Raw genomic sequence first — 15745 nt, 5'->3', positions numbered from 1 at the left:
GCCCGCATTGCGGCATCGTTTCCGCGTTGCCCTGCCATCTCATATGGTAGATACTTTTGCGGTCGGCAGACACGCACAGCAGAGGCGTCAGGCCCGGCGAGGAAACGCAATCCAGCAGAAAAGTTCCGGCTCAGCACCGGCAGGAGGGCACAGATGCGTGGTTTGAAGTCATTGGTCAGCGGAGTCTGTGCGGCGGTGGCGGCCGTCGCGCTTGGGCAGGTCGCACCGGCGCAGGCCGCCGGCTGGCCGGAACGGCCGGTCCAGGTGATCGTGCCGTGGTCGGCCGGCGGCGGCACCGATGCCACCGGGCGCATCATCGCCAAGATGCTGCAGGACGAATTCCACCAGCCGTTCAATGTCGTCAACCGCACCGGCGGCGGCGGCGTGGTCGGCCACACCGCGATCGCCCAGGCGCCGGCCGACGGTTACACCATCGGCGTGATGACCATCGAGATCGCCACCTACAAGGCGCTCGGTCAGTCGCAGCTCAGCGGGGCCAAGGATTTTACCCCGATTGCGCTCTATAACATCGACCCGGGCGCCTTTTACGTGGCTGCGGACTCCAGCTTCAAGGATGCCAGGGATGTTGTCGCCAAGCTGAAGGCCGATCCGAAGAAATACAAGCTGGCGTCTGGCTCGGCGATCGGCGGCGCCTGGCATATGGCGTTCGGCATCGCGCTGCAGAAGGCCGGCGTCGATCCGGGGCAGTTCAACTGGATTGCCTCGCAGGGTGCCGCGCCGGCACTGCAGGAACTGATCGCCGGCGGCACCGATATCGTGCCCTGCTCGCTGCCTGAGGCGAAATCGCTGCTGGACGCGAAGAAAATCCGCGCCATGGCGGTGCTCAGCCATACGCGCCTGAAAGCCTATCCCGACGTGCCGACCGCCAAGGAGGCGATGGGTGTCGATGTCGAGGCCGGCGCCTGGCGCGGCATCGCCGGGCCGAAGGGCATGCCGAAGGATGTCACCGAGAAGCTGACCAAGGCGCTCGACAAGATCCACAAGAGCGCCGAGTTCCAGAAGTTCATGAACGATCGCGGCTTCGGTCTTGCCTGGAAGGCAGGGCCGGATTTCGCCAAGTTCATCGAGCAGTCGGAAGTCGACAGCGCCAAGGTGCTGAAAGCGATCGGTCTGGCCAAGTAACGGAGAGGACCGGCCGCGCCCGCTCGCGGCGGCCGGCCGGTCCGCATCGTCCCATGCGTATCAACGACACTGTCTTCGGCGCCGTGCTGCTGGCACTGGCCATCTTCATCTGGACCCGGGCCGCCGGCTTCCCGAAGGTGCCGGGCACGCTGTATGGGTCTGGCTTCTTTCCCCAGGTCATTGCCATCGGCATCGGCGTCAGCGCGCTGCTGCTGATGTGGCGCGGCCGGCGCGCGCTGGCGGGCGGCGAGCGGCTGGCTGAAGTCGGTCCCTGGGCACGGCATCCGAGCCGCTGGCTCGGCCTGCTGGTGATCGTGGGTTCGCTGGTCTTCTACGACATCGCCGCCGAACCGCTCGGCTTTCCCATCGTCGGCCTGGTGATCGGCACGGTCTTCATGGTCTATCTCGGCGTGCGGCCATGGCGAGCTGCCGTCATCTCGCTCGGCATGGTCGTCGTGATCTGGCTGCTGTTTGCCCGGCTGCTGCTGGTACCGCTGCCCGGCGGGCCGCTCACCCCTTACCTGTGGTGACCGCATGGATGCCATCATTGCCGCGCTCGGCCTGTTCTTCGACCTGAAGGTTCTGGCGATCATCGCCGTGGCCTCGGCCTTCGGCCTGTTCGTCGGCGCCATGCCGGGCCTGTCCGCCACCATGGCGACGGCGCTGCTGGTCCCGGTCACCTTCTTCATGGGGCCGGTGCCGGCGATTGCCGCCATCGTCAGCTGCACGGCGATGGCGATCTTCGCCGGCGACATTCCCGGCGCCCTGCTGCGGATTCCCGGCACGCCGGCCTCGGCCGCCTATACCGACGAGGCCTTCCGCATGACCGGCAAGGGCCAGGGCGAGGCGGCATTGGGGGCCGGTCTGGTGTTCAGCGCCTGCGGCGGCCTGTTCGGCGTCGCCGTGCTGATCCTCGGCGCGCCGGTGCTGGCCGAATTCGCGCTCAACTTCTCGTCCTTCGAATATTTCTGGATGGCGCTGCTCGGCCTGACCTGCGCGGTCTTCATCACCCCGCAATCGCCGCTCAAGGGCGTCATCGCGCTGCTGCTCGGCCTGCTGATCTCCACCGTCGGCATCGGCGCCAGCGGCGGCTATCCGCGTTTCACTTTCGGCAATACGGAGCTGACCGGCGGCGTGCCGCTGATCCCGGCGCTGATCGGCATGTTTGCCATGCCGGAGATCATCCGGTTCGTGCTGTCCGACCGCAGCCAGCTTGCCGTGGTGCAGCGGCAGATCGGTAATATCTTCGCCCATCAGTGGGAATACCTGCGCCGCTACCGGCTCAACCTGCTGCGCGGCGCGACCTTGGGCACGGTGATCGGTGCCATGCCGGGCGCCGGCGCCGATATCGCCGCCTGGATCGCCTATGCCACCTCGAAGAAGCTGTCGCGTGAATCCGCGAAATTCGGCACCGGCCATCCCGAAGGCATCGTCGAGGCCAGCGCGGCCAACAATGCGGCACTCGGCGGTGCCTGGATTCCGGCACTGGTATTCGGCATCCCGGGCGATTCGATCACGGCGATTGCCATCGGCGTGATGTTCATGAAGGGAATCACGCCCGGGCCGATGATCTTCCTGAACGATCCGCAGATGCTCTGCGGCGTGTTCATCGCCTTCATCTTCGCCAACCTGATCATGCTGCCGTTCGGCTGGATCGCCATAAAATCGGCCTCGACCCTGCTGTCGGTGCCGCGTCCTGTGCTGATGCCGATCATCCTGATGTTCTGCATCGTTGGCTCGTTTGCCAGCAACAACACCGAGTTCGGCGTCGCCACCATGCTGGTGCTCGGCATCATCGCCTACCTGATGGAAGAGAATGCCTTCCCGGTGGCACCGATCATCCTCGGCATGGTGCTGGGGCCGATGCTGGAGGAGAATTTCATCAATTCGATGCAGAAGACCGGCGGTGACCCGGTCGGCTTCGTCAGCCGGCCGATTGCCGGCATCCTGGCGCTGCTGACCATCCTGATCTGGACCTCGCCGCTGTGGCTGCGGCTGCTGCGTGGCTGGCGGCTCAGTCCGGTCAGGGCCGGCGAATGAAGGCACCGAGCGCCGCGTTGTAGTCCAGCGGCCGTTCCAGATGTGGCGCATGGCCGGCACCGGCGATGCCGTGCCGCCGCGCGCCGGGAATCATCTGTTCCAGCCAGCGGCTGACCGCCGGATCATAGAGCTGGCTGTCCTCGCCATGCAGCACCAGCACCGGCAGGTCGAGCTTCGGCATCAGCCAGCGATAGTCGCGTTCCGCCATCGAGGCCCAGAGCGCTGCCATGGCGCCGGCCGCAGTGCTGGCGATCTCGGTGCCGGCCCAGGCGCTGAGCGCCGGATCGGTGCCGCCGGCGCGGGCGAACAGGCGGGGCAGGAAGCCGCGCGCATAGGCCGGCCAGTCGGCCTGCATGGCCAGCACCGCAGCCATGCTCTGGGCCGTATCGAAGCCGCCGCGGATGCCGAGGCTCCAGTCGCCGTCATTGACGATGCGCGGTGTCATGTCCTCGATGACAAGGCCGGCCAGCGCCCCGGTGCCGTGACGGGCGACATAGTCGAAGGCCACCAGCGCCCCCATCGACCAGCCGACCAGGGTGGCGTCGCGTAAGCCTCGCCCGACGATCAGGTCATGCAGTGCATCGGCCAGTGCCGGGATCGACAGCGCGCCGGTCGGGCAGGGCGAATGGCGGTGGCCGGGCAGGTCGGGCAGCAGAACATGATGATCCTGTCCGAAGGCCGTGGCCTGCGGCGCGAAGAAACCGCCATGGCACGACCAGCCATGCAGGAAGATCAGCGGCCGGCCGCTGCCGGTCTCGGCGACATGCATGGCTGCCTCAGGCCCCGACATCTTTGACCAGAACCAGCGCGCGGCCGCGGCAGATTACGGTGCCATCGGCAGCCGTGCAGGTGGTGGCGAGATCGGCGAGATGCTTCTCCGGGCGCAGGCGGGTGATTTCGACGGTGGCGGTCAGCGGTTGCCCAAGCGGCGCCGGCGCCTCGAAGTTTATCTCCTGCTTCAGGTAGTTGGTGCCGAAGCCGGGCAACTCGACGCCCAGCAGATAGGAGAACAGCGCGCCGATCAGCGGTTCCGGCACCGTGTCCGCCGCCACAGTGTCGCTGCCGGCAAGGCCGAGGAAGGCGCGGATGTCGTCGGCCGTGTAGCTGCGGGTGATGCCGGCGCGGTTGCCGACGGCGAGGTTCTGGTTCATGGCATCCTCCTCACGGCAGCCGGATGGTGGTTTCGCCGTCCAGCGTCACGGCGCCGTCGGCGATGCGGGTGACCCGCGTGGTGAGGCGGTGCGTATCTCCAAGGGCGGCGATCTCGGTGACCTCGAAGCGCAGGGGCTCACCGGCATAGGCGGGATTGGGGAACATCAGCGCCTGGCCGGCCTGCCGCGCGCCGGGATAGAGCCGCTGCACCATGCCCCACAGTACGGTATAGAGCAGCATGCCGTGGCTGACGGTGCGGCCGAACCGCGTGCGGGCCGAGAAATCCGGATCGACATGGATCGGATTGTTGTCGCCGCTGACCTGTGCGAACAGGTCGAAGTCGGACTGGCTGAGGCTGCGGTCGAGGCTGAGGCTGGGTATGGCGGGGCTCGTGGTCATGCGGATTTTCCGGCGTGCTGGCGCAACAGGTGTTTCTGGATCTTGCCGGCGGCGGTGCGCGGGAAATCCTCGACGATGTCGATGAAACGCGGCACCTTGTAGGCGGCGAGATTTTCGCGGCAGAAGGCCCGCAGGGCTTCCGCATCGACGGTCTCGCCGGGGCGCGGCAGCACGCAGGCGCGGCCGACCTCGCCCCATTTCTCGTCTGGCACGCCGAGCACCGCACATTCCAGCACGCCGGGAAATTTATAGATGACGATTTCGACCTCGGCCGGATAGACGTTCTCGCCACCCGAGATGTACATGTCCTTGATGCGGTCGACGATATAGTAATAGCCGTCGGCATCGCGGCGGGCGACATCGCCGCTTTTCAGCCAGCCGTCCGGCGTGAAGGCGGCCTTTGTCGCCGCCTCGTTGTTCCAGTAGCCGGGCGTGATGCCGGGGCCGCGGATCTGCAGTTCGCCGGCGTCTTCGTCCTCCAGCACAGACCCGTCGTCATCGACCACACGGACTTCGGCGAGGATCTGCGGCTTGCCGACCGAGCCGATCTTGGCCTCGGCATGGGCGGCGTCCATCAGGAAGACCGTCGGCCCGGTCTCGGTCATGCCCATGCCGTTGCAGACCTTCACGCCGCGCCCGGCGAACAGCCGGATCAGTGTCGCCGGCAGCGGCGCGCCGCCGCAGCCCCAGCTGCGCACCCGGGAGAAATCCGTGGTGGTGAAATCGCCGTGCAGGCTGATGGCCTGGTAGATCGCCGGCACGCCGAAAAATGCCGTGCAGCGGCCGGCGCGGATTTCCGCCATCACCGGGTCGACCTCGAACTTGCGCAACACTCGCACGCAGCCGCCGTGCATCAGCACCGGCAGGGTGTAGAGGTTGATGCCGGCGGTATGGAACAGCGGCAGGAAATTCAGGGTCGTGTCGATGGAGACGAGATCGGTGGCCTGGCCGATATTGATGGCGTTGGCATAGGCCATGCCGGGCGTCTGGATCACCGCCTTGGGCTGGCCGGTGGTGCCCGAGGTGTAGAGCATGTACCAGATGCGGCCGGCCGGCCATGCCGTCTCGAAGCGGCGCGGTGCAGTGGCGGCCACCGCATCCTCGTAGTCGGCATAAGACAGCAGCGCGGTGCCGCAGGCATCCTGCAGGGCCGTGGCGAGTGCCGCATTCTCGGCATCGTGGATCAGCAGCCTCGCCCCGCAGGACTGCAGGATGGGGCCGAGTTCCGGCGCCGGCTGGCGCCAGTTCAGCGGCACCAGGATGGCGCCGATCCGGCCACAGGCGAACAGGATCTCGAAAAACGGCACGGCGTTGAGCGACAGGATGGCCACCCGGTCGCCTGCTTTGATACCGCGATCCTGCAGCCAGGCGGCGAAACGACCAGCGCGTTCATGCAGGGTGGCGTATGTCGTGACGGCGCCGGTCGGTAGGTCGACGAAGGCCGGCTTGTCGGGCGTCAGCTCGGCGCGGCGGGCGGCGATGTCGAAGACGATCTGCATGGGACCCCTCCCGGCTTTTCTTGTTATGGGGCGCGACCGAGAAACCGCGCCATGCCGCGATGGGCTTCCTCGGTTTCGATCTGCACCATGAACGCCTGCTTTTCAGTCTCGAGCCCGGCGGCGATGCGGCCGCTTTGCGCGACGGGCCGCAGCAGCAGACGCGTCGCCGCCACGGCACCGGGCTGCTTCGCCAGCAGCGCATCCGTCCAGCCGGCAACCGTGGCGTCGAGCATGTCTTCGGTCACCAGTGCCGTGGCGAGGCCGAGCCTGACCATCTCTTCCGCCGGCACACGGCGGTTCAGCAGCTGGATTTCGCGTGCCGCTGCCTCGCCAACGCGGGCTGGCAGCATTGCCGTCCAGCCGCCATCGGGGCTGAAGCCGACCTCGGTGTAATAGGACTGCAGGAAGGCCTGCGGCGTCACGGCCACCAGGTCGCAGGCGAGCAGCAGGCCGAGCGAGCCGCCGGTCACCGGCCCGTGGATGCGGCCGACCACGGGGCAGGGCAGATCGAGCAGGGCGAGGATGACACGGTTGAGCCCGCCGACCACCGCTTCGGCATAGGCGCGGCGTCGGTCCCGCGGCGTGTCGAAGAAGCCGGCGACATCGCCGCCGGTGGAAAAGCTGCGGCCGGCGGCTTCCAGCACCAGTACGCCGATCGCCGGATCGCGCATGGCAGTGTCGAGCGCGCGCAGCAGGGCATCCAGCAGGTCCGGCACCAGGCTGTTGTGGCGCTCCGGCCGGTTGAGGCGCAGCCGCACCACCGGCCCGTCACGTTCCAGCACGGCAAGCGGGGCGGCGGTCATCGGGATTTCGTGGCCGCCGGGACGGGCAGCAGGCCATGGGCGATCATGCCCGTGGCGGCCTCGACGATGGGGTCGAGCGGCACCTTCGGGTCCCACAGGCCATAGCGCTGGCCGAGGAAGACCGCGATGCCCATCAGCATCCAGGCGCGCACCTCGATGGTATGGCCGTTGCGGCCCGGCGCGATCTCGCCGCGCTTCTCGGAGGCTGCCAGTGCGATGCGGTAGGATTTGGCGAATTCGGTGTAATACTGGCGGTAGACCTTCTCGTCGACGAACTGCGACTCCTCCACCACCTTGTAGAGGTCGGGATTGCGGCGCACGAAATCGAGAAAGGCGCGTAAACCCAGCCGTTCGGCATCGATGCGGTCTGTCGCCGCCGCGGTCGCCTCGGTCAAGTGATGACGCAGCATGCGGCCCATATGCAGGACCAGCTCGCGCATCACGTCTTCCTTGCTGCGGAAGTAGATGTAGAACGTACCCTGAGCAACCCCGGCCTCGGTGGTGATGGTGCTGACCGAGGCTTCGGCAAAGCCGCGCCGGCCGATCTCGCGCTTGGCGGCATCGAGTATCTTGCGGCGGGTGATTTCGCCGCGACCGGTTTTCGGCAGCGGCAGGGCGCGTTTCCTCGGGTTCATGCTCGACATGAATCAGTTGTCATATTGGTCTCGCCGATCCATCCGCCTGCTGTCAAGTGACAGGAAGCTGGAAAGCGGCTTGACGGGCCTTTCCGGCGAAGCTACGAATATCTCAAACATGAATCAACTGTCATGTTTTCGGGCCGACCGATCGGACGGCGGCCCGGTTCCGGCACCGGGACCACCCGGGCCGTCACAGAGGGAGGAGGCCGATGACCAGCATCTCGCATGCTTGCATTCGCAGCTCCATCGTCGATTCCGGCCGGCTGCAACCGGTCGAATTCCGTCCGCATCGTCGCAAGGGAGAGGATACATGCAGCGCATGACAAAGACGGCGGCTCTGGCCGTCGCACTGGCCGCCACCGGACTGCTCGGCATGGCCGCGCCGGCTGCGGCCAAAGACCTGAAGATCGCCCTGATCACCAGCAAGACCGGTCCGCTCGAGGCCTATGCCAAGCAGACCGAGACCGGCTTCATGATGGGCCTCGAATACATGACGCGCGGTTCCATGACCTGGGACGGCCGCAAGATCCAGGTCATCCTCAAGGACGACCAGCTCAAGCCCGATCTCGGCAAGTCGCTGCTGGAGCAGGCCTACAGCGATGACGATGTCGATCTCGCCGTCGGCACCACCGGCTCGGGCGTGGCGCTCGCCATGCTGCCGGTCGCCGAGGAATACAAGAAGATCCTGATCGTCGAGCCGGCGGTGGCCGACGCCATCACCGGCGAGAAGTGGAACAAGTATATCTTCCGCACCTCGCGCAACTCGACCCAGGATGCCTATGCCGCCGCCGCCGCCTTCCCGAAGGAGGGCGAGGTGCATCTGGCCACCCTGGCGCAGGATTACGCCTTCGGCCGCGATGGCGTGAAGGCCCTGAAGGAAGCGCTCGCCGCCCTGCGGCCGAACGTCAAGGTCGATTTCGAGGAATACGCCCCGACCCAGACCGCCGACTTCACGGCATCCGCGCAGCGCATGTTCGACGCGCTGAAGGACAAGAAGGGCCGCAAGATCATCTCGATCATCTGGGCCGGTCCGCATCCGCTGCCCAAGATCGCCGACCTCAAGCCGGAGCGTTACGGCATCGAGATCGCGCCGGGCGGCAACATCCTGCCGGTGATGAAGCTGTACAAGCCCTATCCGGGCATGGAAGGCGCCATCTATTATTACTACAATTTCCCGAAGAACCCGATGAACGACTGGCTGGTCAAGGAGCACATGAAGCGCTTCAATTCCCCGCCGGACTTCTTCACCGCAGGCGGCATGGCTGCCGCTTCGGCCGCGCTGACCGCCATCAAGCGGGCGGGCGGCACCAGCACCGACAAGCTGATCGCCGCCATGGAGGGCATGGCCTTCGACACGCCGAAGGGCACCATGATCTTCCGCAAGGAAGACCACCAGGCGATGCAGCAGATGTATCACTTCAAGGTCAAGGCCAACGGCAAGAACGATTTCGACCTGCTCGATCTGGTCGAGACCATTCCGGAATCGGCCATGCCGCTGCCGATCCGCAACAAGCGCTGAGTTCGTGTCCTCCGGCCGGGGCGGCATTGCCGCCCCGGCCTTTTCCTGCCAGAAGAATCCGATGTCCGCCACGCCCGCCCTCGAGACCCGTGACCTGACGATCCGCTTCGGCGGCCATGTCGCGGTGAATGCCGTCAGCTGTGCCTTCCATCCCGGCACGCTGACCGCCATCGTCGGGCCGAACGGTGCCGGCAAGACCACCTATTTCAACCTGATCTCCGGCCAGCTGAAAGCCACCGCCGGCCGCGTGCTGCTGGGCGGCCAGGACGTGACCGGGCTGAGCGCCTCGGCCCGCACCAAGCGGGGCATGGGCCGTGCCTTCCAGCTCACCAACCTGTTCCCGAACCTGACCGTGATGGAAAACGTCCGCCTCGCCGTGCAGAGCCGGGCCGGCGCCGGCCTGCAGTTCCTGCAGCTGTGGAGCCATCGCGGTGACCTGATCGACAGGGCCGACAGCCTGCTGGCCGCGGTGAAGCTGCTCGACAAGCGCAACGCCATGGCCGGCGCATTGCCGCATGGTGACCAGCGCAAACTGGAGGTCGCCCTGCTGCTGGCGCTGGAGCCCGACATCTTCATGTTCGACGAGCCGACCGCCGGCATGTCGGTCGACGAGGTGCCGACCGTGCTGGAGCTGATCCACGGGATCAAGGCACTGGGCAACAAGACCGTGCTGCTGGTCGAACACAAGATGGACGTGGTGCGCTCGCTGGCCGACCGCATCATCGTGCTGCATAACGGCACGCTGGTCGCCGACGGCGACCCGGCCGAGGTGATCGCCTCGCCGGTGGTGCAGGAGGCCTATCTCGGCGTGATGCCCGAAAAGCTGGAGGCGGCGCCATGACCGACGCGCTGCTGCGCCTCGAGGGCGTGCACACCCATATCGGCCGTTACCATATCCTGCATGGCGTGGACTTCGCCGTGCCGCGCGGCCAACTCACCATGCTGCTCGGCCGCAACGGCGCCGGCAAGACCACGACCCTGCGCACCATCATGGGCCTGTGGCAGGCCTCGAAGGGCCAGGTGCAGTTCGACGGCCGCGACATCACCGCGCTGCCGACACCCGACATCGCCCAGGCCGGTATTGCCTATGTCCCCGAGAATATGGGCATCTTCGCCGACCTCACGGTCCGCGAGAACATGTTGCTGGCGGCCCGCAGCGGCGACCTCGATGTGAAACGCCTGCAATGGATCTTCGGCCTGTTCCCGGCGCTGGAGAAATTCTGGAACCAGGCCGCCGGCGTGCTGTCCGGCGGGCAGAAGCAGATGCTCGCCATCGCGCGCGCCATCGTCGAGCCGCGCGAACTGCTGCTGATCGACGAGCCAACCAAGGGGCTCGCGCCGGCCATCATCATGAACATGATCACCGCGTTTCGCGAGTTGAAGGCGACCGGCGCCACCATCCTGCTGGTCGAGCAGAATTTCATGGCCGCCAAGCTGCTGGGCGACAGCGTCGTCGTGATGGATGACGGGCGCATCGTCCATCATGGCGCCATGGCGGAACTGGCCGCCGACCAGACCCTGCAGCAGAAACTGCTCGGCCTCAGCATGGAGGCGCACCAATGACTGCCGCCGCCGATTCCACCGAAACCACCAGCCTGCCGAAGCTGAAGACCGACTGGCTGCCGGCTGCCCTGGTGCCGCTGCTGATGCTGCTGGCGCTGCCGCTGGTCGGCAGTTTCTCGACCTGGGTGACGCTCACTGTGGCGGCGCTCGCCATGGGCATGATGATCTTCCTGATGGCGTCGGGCCTGACCCTCGTCTTCGGCCTGATGGACGTGCTCAATTTCGGCCATGGCGTGTTCATCTCCTTCGGCGCCTATGTCAGCCTGATCGTGCTCGGTCCGCTGGCCGGCTGGGTGGCGTCGGAAAGCCTGTGGCTCAACATCGGCGTGCTGCTGGCCTGCATCGCGGTGGCCATGCTGGTGACCGGCGCGCTCGGCTGGGCTTTCGAGCGGCTGGTGATCCGGCCGGTCTACGGCCAGCATCTCAAGCAGATCCTGATCACCATGGGCGGCATGATCGTCGCCGAGCAGATGATCCATGTGATCTGGGGTGCCAGCCCGATCCCGCTGCGCCTGCCCGAAGGCCTGCGCGGCTCCATCGTCATCGGTGATGCCGCCATGGAACGCTATCGCGTCATCGCCGTGGTGCTCGGCCTTTTTGTCTTCGGCGTGATGTATCTGGTGCTCAACCGCACCCGCATCGGGCTTTTGATCCGCGCCGGCGTGGAGAATGCCGAGATGGTGGAATCGCTCGGCTACCGTATCCGCCGGCTGTTCGTCGGCGTCTTCGTCGCCGGCTCGGCACTGGCGGGGCTCGGCGGCGTGCTCTGGGCCTTCTACCGCCAGACGCTGACCGCCAACATGGGCATGGAGGTCAACGTGCTGATCTTCATCGTGATCATCATCGGCGGGCTGGGTTCGGTCGGCGGCTGCTTCATCGGCGCCCTGCTGGTGGCGCTGGTGGCCAATTACGCCGGGTTCCTGTTGCCCAAGCTGGCGCTGTTCTCCAGCATTCTTTTGATGGTGGTGATCCTGCTGTGGCGGCCGCAGGGGCTTTACCCCGTGGCCAAGCGGTAGGGCGGGAGGGCGTATCGTGCCGAAGAACCTGCTGCATTCCCTGCTGTCCGGTGATTATCCGCGCTCGAAACCGCTGGCCGCAGCGCTCGTCGTGATTCTCGTCTGCCTGGCCTTCGCGCCCTTCGTGTTCCCGGGCAGCCAGCCGCTCAACGTGGCGGCCAAGATCTGCATCTTCATCATCCTGGTGGCCAGTTACGACCTGCTGCTCGGCTATACCGGCATCGTCTCGTTCGCCCATACCATGTTCTACGGCATCGGCGGCTATGGCGTCGCGGTGGCCATGTACAGCTTCAGTCCGACCTGGGGCGCGCTCGGTCTCGGCATCCTCGCCGCGATCCTGCTGGCCGCCGCGCTCGCCCTGCTGATCGGCCTGTTCAGCCTGCGGGTCCGCGCGATCTTCTTTGCCATGATCACGCTGGCGGTGGCCTCGGCCTTCGCCATTCTCGCCTCGCAGTTGAATGAACTCACCGGCGGCGAGGACGGCCGCAGCTACAAGGTGCCGGAGCTGCTGCGCCCGAGCTTCCGGCTGGTGCAGGAGCGCGTGCTGGATGTCAGCATCAACGGCAAGATCATCACCTATTACCTGATCTTCTTCGCCGCGCTGATCCTGTTTCTGCTGGCGCTGCGCGTGGTCAACTCGCCCTTCGGCCGGGTGCTGCAGGCGATCCGCGAGAATGACTTCCGCGCCGAAGCGCTGGGCTATCGCGTCGTCGTCTACCGCTCGATCGCCAACTGCCTGTCGGCTGGCATGGCGACCTTGGCCGGCGTGCTGATGGCCCTGTGGCTGCGCTATACCGGGCCGGACACCACGCTCAGCTTCGCCATCATGATCGACATCCTGCTGATGGTGGTGATCGGCGGCATGGGCACGCTGTATGGCTCGGTGCTGGGCGCCACCATTTTCATTCTCGCCGAGAATTACCTGCAGGTGCTGATGGGCGAACTCAGCGACGCGCTGGCCGGCGCCGGCATTCCGGTGCTGCCGGTGCTGTTCCAGGCCGACCGCTGGCTGCTCTGGCTCGGCGTGCTGTTCGTGCTCAGCGTCTATTTCTTTCCCGCCGGCATCGTCGGCAAGCTGCGGCAGATGCGCTCATGACCACGCCCCGTTCGCTCTATCTCACCCTCGGCGGCCGCAACGTCCATCTGCTCGACTGGGGCCGCGAAGACGCCCCCGCCGTGATCCTGTGGCACGGGCTGAACCGCAATGCCCGCGATTTCGACGACCTAGCGGCGGCGCTCAGCCCCCGGTATCGCCTGCTGGCGCCCGACACCATCGGCCGGGGCCTGAGCGAATGGAGCCCGAAGCCGGACGCGGAATACACCGTGCCGTTCTATGCGCGGCAGGCGGTCGAGCTGCTCGACCAGCTGAAGCTGCAGAGCGTCCGCTGGGTCGGCACCTCGATGGGCGGACTGGTCGGCATGGTGGCGGCCGCCACCGCGCTGACGAACCGTATCAGCCATCTGGTGCTCAACGATGTCGGTCCGGCCATCGCGCCCGGTGCCGTGCAGCGCATCCTGCAATATGCCGGCAACCCGCCGGTCTTCACGACGGTGCCCGAGGCGGAAGCCTATTTCCGCGAGATCTATGCCGCCTTCGGCGTTGCCACCGATGCCGGCTGGCGCAAGCTGGTCGAGACCTCGCTGCGGCGGCTGCCTGACGGCCGGCTGACGCCGCACACCGACCCCGAGGTCGCGGCGGTGCTGGCACGCCAGACGGCGGCACCGAAGGCACCCGACGCGCCGACCGATGCCTGGCCGCTCTACGATCTGATCACGGCGAAGACGTTTCTCATTCGCGGCGCCGTCTCCGACCTGCTGGCGGCGGAGACCGCTGCCGAGATGACCCGGCGCGGCCCGAAGGCGCGGCGGATCGACATCCCCGGTATCGGCCATGCCCCGGCGCTGGATACGCCCGAGCAGATCGCGCTGGTGGCGGAGTTCCTGGCCGGCTGACCCATGGCCGGCTGCCCTCACGGGTTGGCCCGGGCAGGGGGCTCCCCTATATTGGGGAGGCAATAACCGCCGAAGCCAGTCCCTGGGGCCCGAAACCTGCCGATGGCCAGTCACGTCCACGTTCACGCCCATGGCCACGGCCATGACCACGACAGCTGCATGACCGATGCGCTGCATCGTGCCGAAGCCCATTGTGCCGTCACCGGCGCCAAGCTGACGCCGATCCGCCGCCGCGTGCTGGAACTGATCTGGCAGAGCCATCGCCCGGCCGGTGCCTACGACCTGTTGGCGCAGATGGGTGGCGAGGGCCAGAAGGTGGCGCCGCCGACCGTCTACCGCGCGCTCGACTTCCTGGTCGAGCAGGGCCTGGTGCACCGGGTCGAGAGCCTGAATGCCTTCATCGGCTGCAGCGAGCCCGGCCATGCCGTGCAGCAGGACATCTTCATCTGCAAGACCTGCGGCACCGCCATCGAGATCAACGATCCCGAACTCAGTGCCCGCATCCAGGCCGATGCCAAGGCGCTGGATTTCCAGGTCGAGCGCCAGACCATCGAGGTGGTCGGCCTGTGCCGGGACTGCCGCCGGGTGTGAAACGGCGAAAGCCCTGATCTCCGCGGAAAACCCGCGCTCTCCTGATCTGCAATGTGATTTGGCCGGGTTGTTCCGTCCGGTGTAGGCTGATGCCGCAACCATGGACGGCGCCGGCCCCATGCCTGCCGCCGTCCATCCAGACACGCATCTGCTGACGGGAGGGCGCCATGGCCATCGCAGCCAGTCTGCAGGATTACCTGCAGCGACATGACATTGCCTACGACATCCTCGAGCATGCACCGGCGGTGACCATGCGCGCCGCCGCCCATGCCACGGGAATTTCCGAAGACAGCGTGGTCAAGGCCGTGCTGCTGGAAGACGAGGACGGCTATGTGCTGGTCGCCGTGCCGGCCTCCTGCCATGTGCAGCTCGGCAGGGTCGCGCGCCTGCTGAAGCATCCGGTCGGGCTCGCCAGCGAGACCGAGGCGGCCGAGCTGTTCGCCGATTGCGCGCGCGGCGCGCTGCCGCCGGTCGGCGACGCCTATGGCATCGACATGGTGGTCGACGAGCAGCTCGACGCCCAGCTCGACCTCTATTTCGAGGGCGGCGACCATCGCAGCCTGGTGCATGTGAAGGGCGAGGATTTCGCCCGGCTGCAGCATGACGCCCGCTACGGCCGCATCGGCCAGCGGGATCGCCGGCCGGCCGACAGGGCCGCCTAGCCGAATTTCGCCTAGTTGAATTTGGGGGGCCGCTTCTCGAAGAAGGCGGTCATTGCCTCGCGGGCTTCGTCCGACTGCAACTGCGCCGAGAAGTACACGCCCTCGGCGGCCATCTGCGCGGCCACGTCCGGCTTGGCCTGCTTCATCAGCTGCTTGCTGAGCTTCAGCGAGGTCGGCGGCTTGGCGGCCAGCTTGCGCGCCGTGGCCAGCGCCGTCGCCACCACCGATTCATCGGGGCAGACCGCGTTGGCGATGCCGCTGGCCACCGCAGCAGCCGCGTCGAAAGGCTCGCCGAGCAGGATCATCTCGGCCGCCTTGTGATAGCCGACCATGCGCGGCAGCAGCAGCGACGAGGCGGCCTCGGGCACCAGCGCCAGATTGACGAAGGGGAACGAGAATTTCGCACTCTCGGCGGCATAGACCAGGTCGCAGTGCAACAGCATGGTCGAGCCGACGCCGACCGCGACACCGGTGACCGCGGCGACCAGCGGCTTCGACGCGCTGCTGATGGCGCGCAGGAAACGGAACACCGGGGCATTCTCGCCGCGCGGCGGATTGCTGAGGAAATCCTGCAGGTCGTTGCCGGCCGTGAAAGCACCGGCCACGCCGGCAATCAGCACCGCGCGCACGGCGGCATCGGTCTCGGCGGCTTCGAGCGCATCGGCCATGGCGCCATACATCGCCTGGGTCAGCGCGTTCTTCTTGTCAGGCCGGTTGATGGTGATGGTCAGCACGCCATCGCTGGTCTGGGTGACGATCTCGGACAT

The 15745-nt window shown here is 66.7% G+C and carries 18 protein-coding genes; 11 read left to right on the top strand and 7 right to left on the bottom strand.

The genetic code is table 11. The features are described 5' to 3' along the window. The first annotated feature begins 153 nt into the window (after positions 1-153). The 3 genes from ACFOOQ_RS14310 to ACFOOQ_RS14300 are packed head-to-tail and all read left to right on the top strand — an operon-like array spanning position 154 to position 3183. A complete protein-coding gene (locus tag ACFOOQ_RS14310; protein ID WP_379727843.1) occupies positions 154-1143 on the top strand; it encodes a Bug family tripartite tricarboxylate transporter substrate binding protein in 990 nt (329 codons plus the stop codon). Between the two features lie 53 nt (positions 1144-1196). Further along, on the top strand, positions 1197-1673 hold the full coding sequence (locus tag ACFOOQ_RS14305; protein ID WP_379727841.1) for a tripartite tricarboxylate transporter TctB family protein: 477 nt from the start codon (positions 1197-1199) through the stop codon (positions 1671-1673). A gap of 4 nt (positions 1674-1677) precedes the next feature. Next, positions 1678-3183: a tripartite tricarboxylate transporter permease gene (locus tag ACFOOQ_RS14300; RefSeq protein WP_379727839.1), complete on the top strand. Its 1506-nt coding sequence runs from the start codon at positions 1678-1680 to the stop codon at positions 3181-3183. Here the strand turns inward: ACFOOQ_RS14300 and ACFOOQ_RS14295 are convergent. From ACFOOQ_RS14295 to ACFOOQ_RS14270, 6 genes are read right to left on the bottom strand one after another with little or no spacing between them, the layout of a single operon-like run. Continuing rightward, positions 3167-3952 (bottom strand): alpha/beta fold hydrolase, encoded by a 786-nt coding sequence (locus ACFOOQ_RS14295; protein WP_379727838.1) that lies wholly within the window; start codon positions 3950-3952, stop codon positions 3167-3169. The genes ACFOOQ_RS14300 and ACFOOQ_RS14295 overlap by 17 nt on opposite strands. Before the next feature lie 7 nt (positions 3953-3959). Continuing rightward, the gene (locus ACFOOQ_RS14290; RefSeq protein ID WP_379727836.1) at positions 3960-4334 is read right to left on the bottom strand and encodes a hypothetical protein; all 375 of its coding nucleotides are present in this window, start codon (positions 4332-4334) and stop codon (positions 3960-3962) included. Positions 4335-4344: 10 nt separating this feature from the next. Beyond that, positions 4345-4734, bottom strand: coding sequence for a MaoC/PaaZ C-terminal domain-containing protein (locus tag ACFOOQ_RS14285; protein ID WP_379727834.1), 390 nt, complete (start codon positions 4732-4734; stop codon positions 4345-4347). Further along, positions 4731-6233, bottom strand: coding sequence for an acyl-CoA synthetase (locus tag ACFOOQ_RS14280; protein WP_379727832.1), 1503 nt, complete (start codon positions 6231-6233; stop codon positions 4731-4733). Before ACFOOQ_RS14280 ends, ACFOOQ_RS14285 begins: the two co-directional genes overlap by 4 nt. A 23-nt stretch (positions 6234-6256) precedes the next feature. Further along, a complete protein-coding gene (locus ACFOOQ_RS14275; RefSeq protein WP_379727830.1) occupies positions 6257-7036 on the bottom strand; it encodes an enoyl-CoA hydratase/isomerase family protein in 780 nt (259 codons plus the stop codon). Beyond that, complete coding sequence (locus tag ACFOOQ_RS14270) at positions 7033-7680, bottom strand: TetR/AcrR family transcriptional regulator (protein WP_379727828.1); 648 nt, start codon at positions 7678-7680, stop codon at positions 7033-7035. Before ACFOOQ_RS14270 ends, ACFOOQ_RS14275 begins: the two co-directional genes overlap by 4 nt. A 304-nt stretch (positions 7681-7984) precedes the next feature. Here ACFOOQ_RS14270 and ACFOOQ_RS14265 point away from each other — a divergent pair, with 304 nt between their 5' ends. The 8 genes from ACFOOQ_RS14265 (at position 7985) to ACFOOQ_RS14230 (ending at position 14978) form a co-directional block, all read left to right on the top strand. Further along, positions 7985-9193 (top strand): substrate-binding domain-containing protein, encoded by a 1209-nt coding sequence (locus ACFOOQ_RS14265; protein ID WP_379727826.1) that lies wholly within the window; start codon positions 7985-7987, stop codon positions 9191-9193. 61 nt (positions 9194-9254) lie between these two features. Continuing rightward, entirely contained in the window at positions 9255-10034 is a 780-nt protein-coding gene (locus ACFOOQ_RS14260; protein ID WP_379727824.1) for an ABC transporter ATP-binding protein, read from the top strand. Beyond that, complete coding sequence (locus tag ACFOOQ_RS14255) at positions 10031-10756, top strand: ABC transporter ATP-binding protein (RefSeq protein ID WP_379727822.1); 726 nt, start codon at positions 10031-10033, stop codon at positions 10754-10756. Before ACFOOQ_RS14260 ends, ACFOOQ_RS14255 begins: the two co-directional genes overlap by 4 nt. Beyond that, complete coding sequence (locus tag ACFOOQ_RS14250; protein ID WP_379727820.1) at positions 10753-11772, top strand: branched-chain amino acid ABC transporter permease; 1020 nt, start codon at positions 10753-10755, stop codon at positions 11770-11772. The genes ACFOOQ_RS14255 and ACFOOQ_RS14250 overlap by 4 nt, the downstream gene beginning before the upstream one ends. Positions 11773-11788: 16 nt before the next feature. Beyond that, positions 11789-12868: a branched-chain amino acid ABC transporter permease gene (locus ACFOOQ_RS14245; protein WP_379727818.1), complete on the top strand. Its 1080-nt coding sequence runs from the start codon at positions 11789-11791 to the stop codon at positions 12866-12868. Continuing rightward, complete coding sequence (locus ACFOOQ_RS14240) at positions 12865-13725, top strand: alpha/beta fold hydrolase (RefSeq protein WP_379727816.1); 861 nt, start codon at positions 12865-12867, stop codon at positions 13723-13725. Before ACFOOQ_RS14245 ends, ACFOOQ_RS14240 begins: the two co-directional genes overlap by 4 nt. A 102-nt stretch (positions 13726-13827) precedes the next feature. Next, entirely contained in the window at positions 13828-14316 is a 489-nt protein-coding gene (locus ACFOOQ_RS14235) for a Fur family transcriptional regulator (RefSeq protein WP_379727814.1), read from the top strand. Between the two features lie 167 nt (positions 14317-14483). Beyond that, a complete protein-coding gene (locus ACFOOQ_RS14230) occupies positions 14484-14978 on the top strand; it encodes an aminoacyl-tRNA deacylase (RefSeq protein WP_379727812.1) in 495 nt (164 codons plus the stop codon). An 11-nt stretch (positions 14979-14989) separates the two neighbouring features. Here the strand turns inward: ACFOOQ_RS14230 and ACFOOQ_RS14225 are convergent, their stop codons facing one another. Further along, positions 14990-15745, bottom strand: a complete 756-nt coding sequence (locus tag ACFOOQ_RS14225) for an enoyl-CoA hydratase (protein WP_379727810.1) — start codon at positions 15743-15745, stop codon at positions 14990-14992.

It is taken from the genome of Ferrovibrio xuzhouensis (assembly GCF_042648965.1).
Taxonomy (GTDB): Bacteria; Pseudomonadota; Alphaproteobacteria; order Ferrovibrionales; family Ferrovibrionaceae; genus Ferrovibrio; species Ferrovibrio xuzhouensis.
The sequence above is the reverse complement of the archived record's forward strand: the minus strand, read 5'-3'. Positions and strand labels throughout refer to the sequence as shown.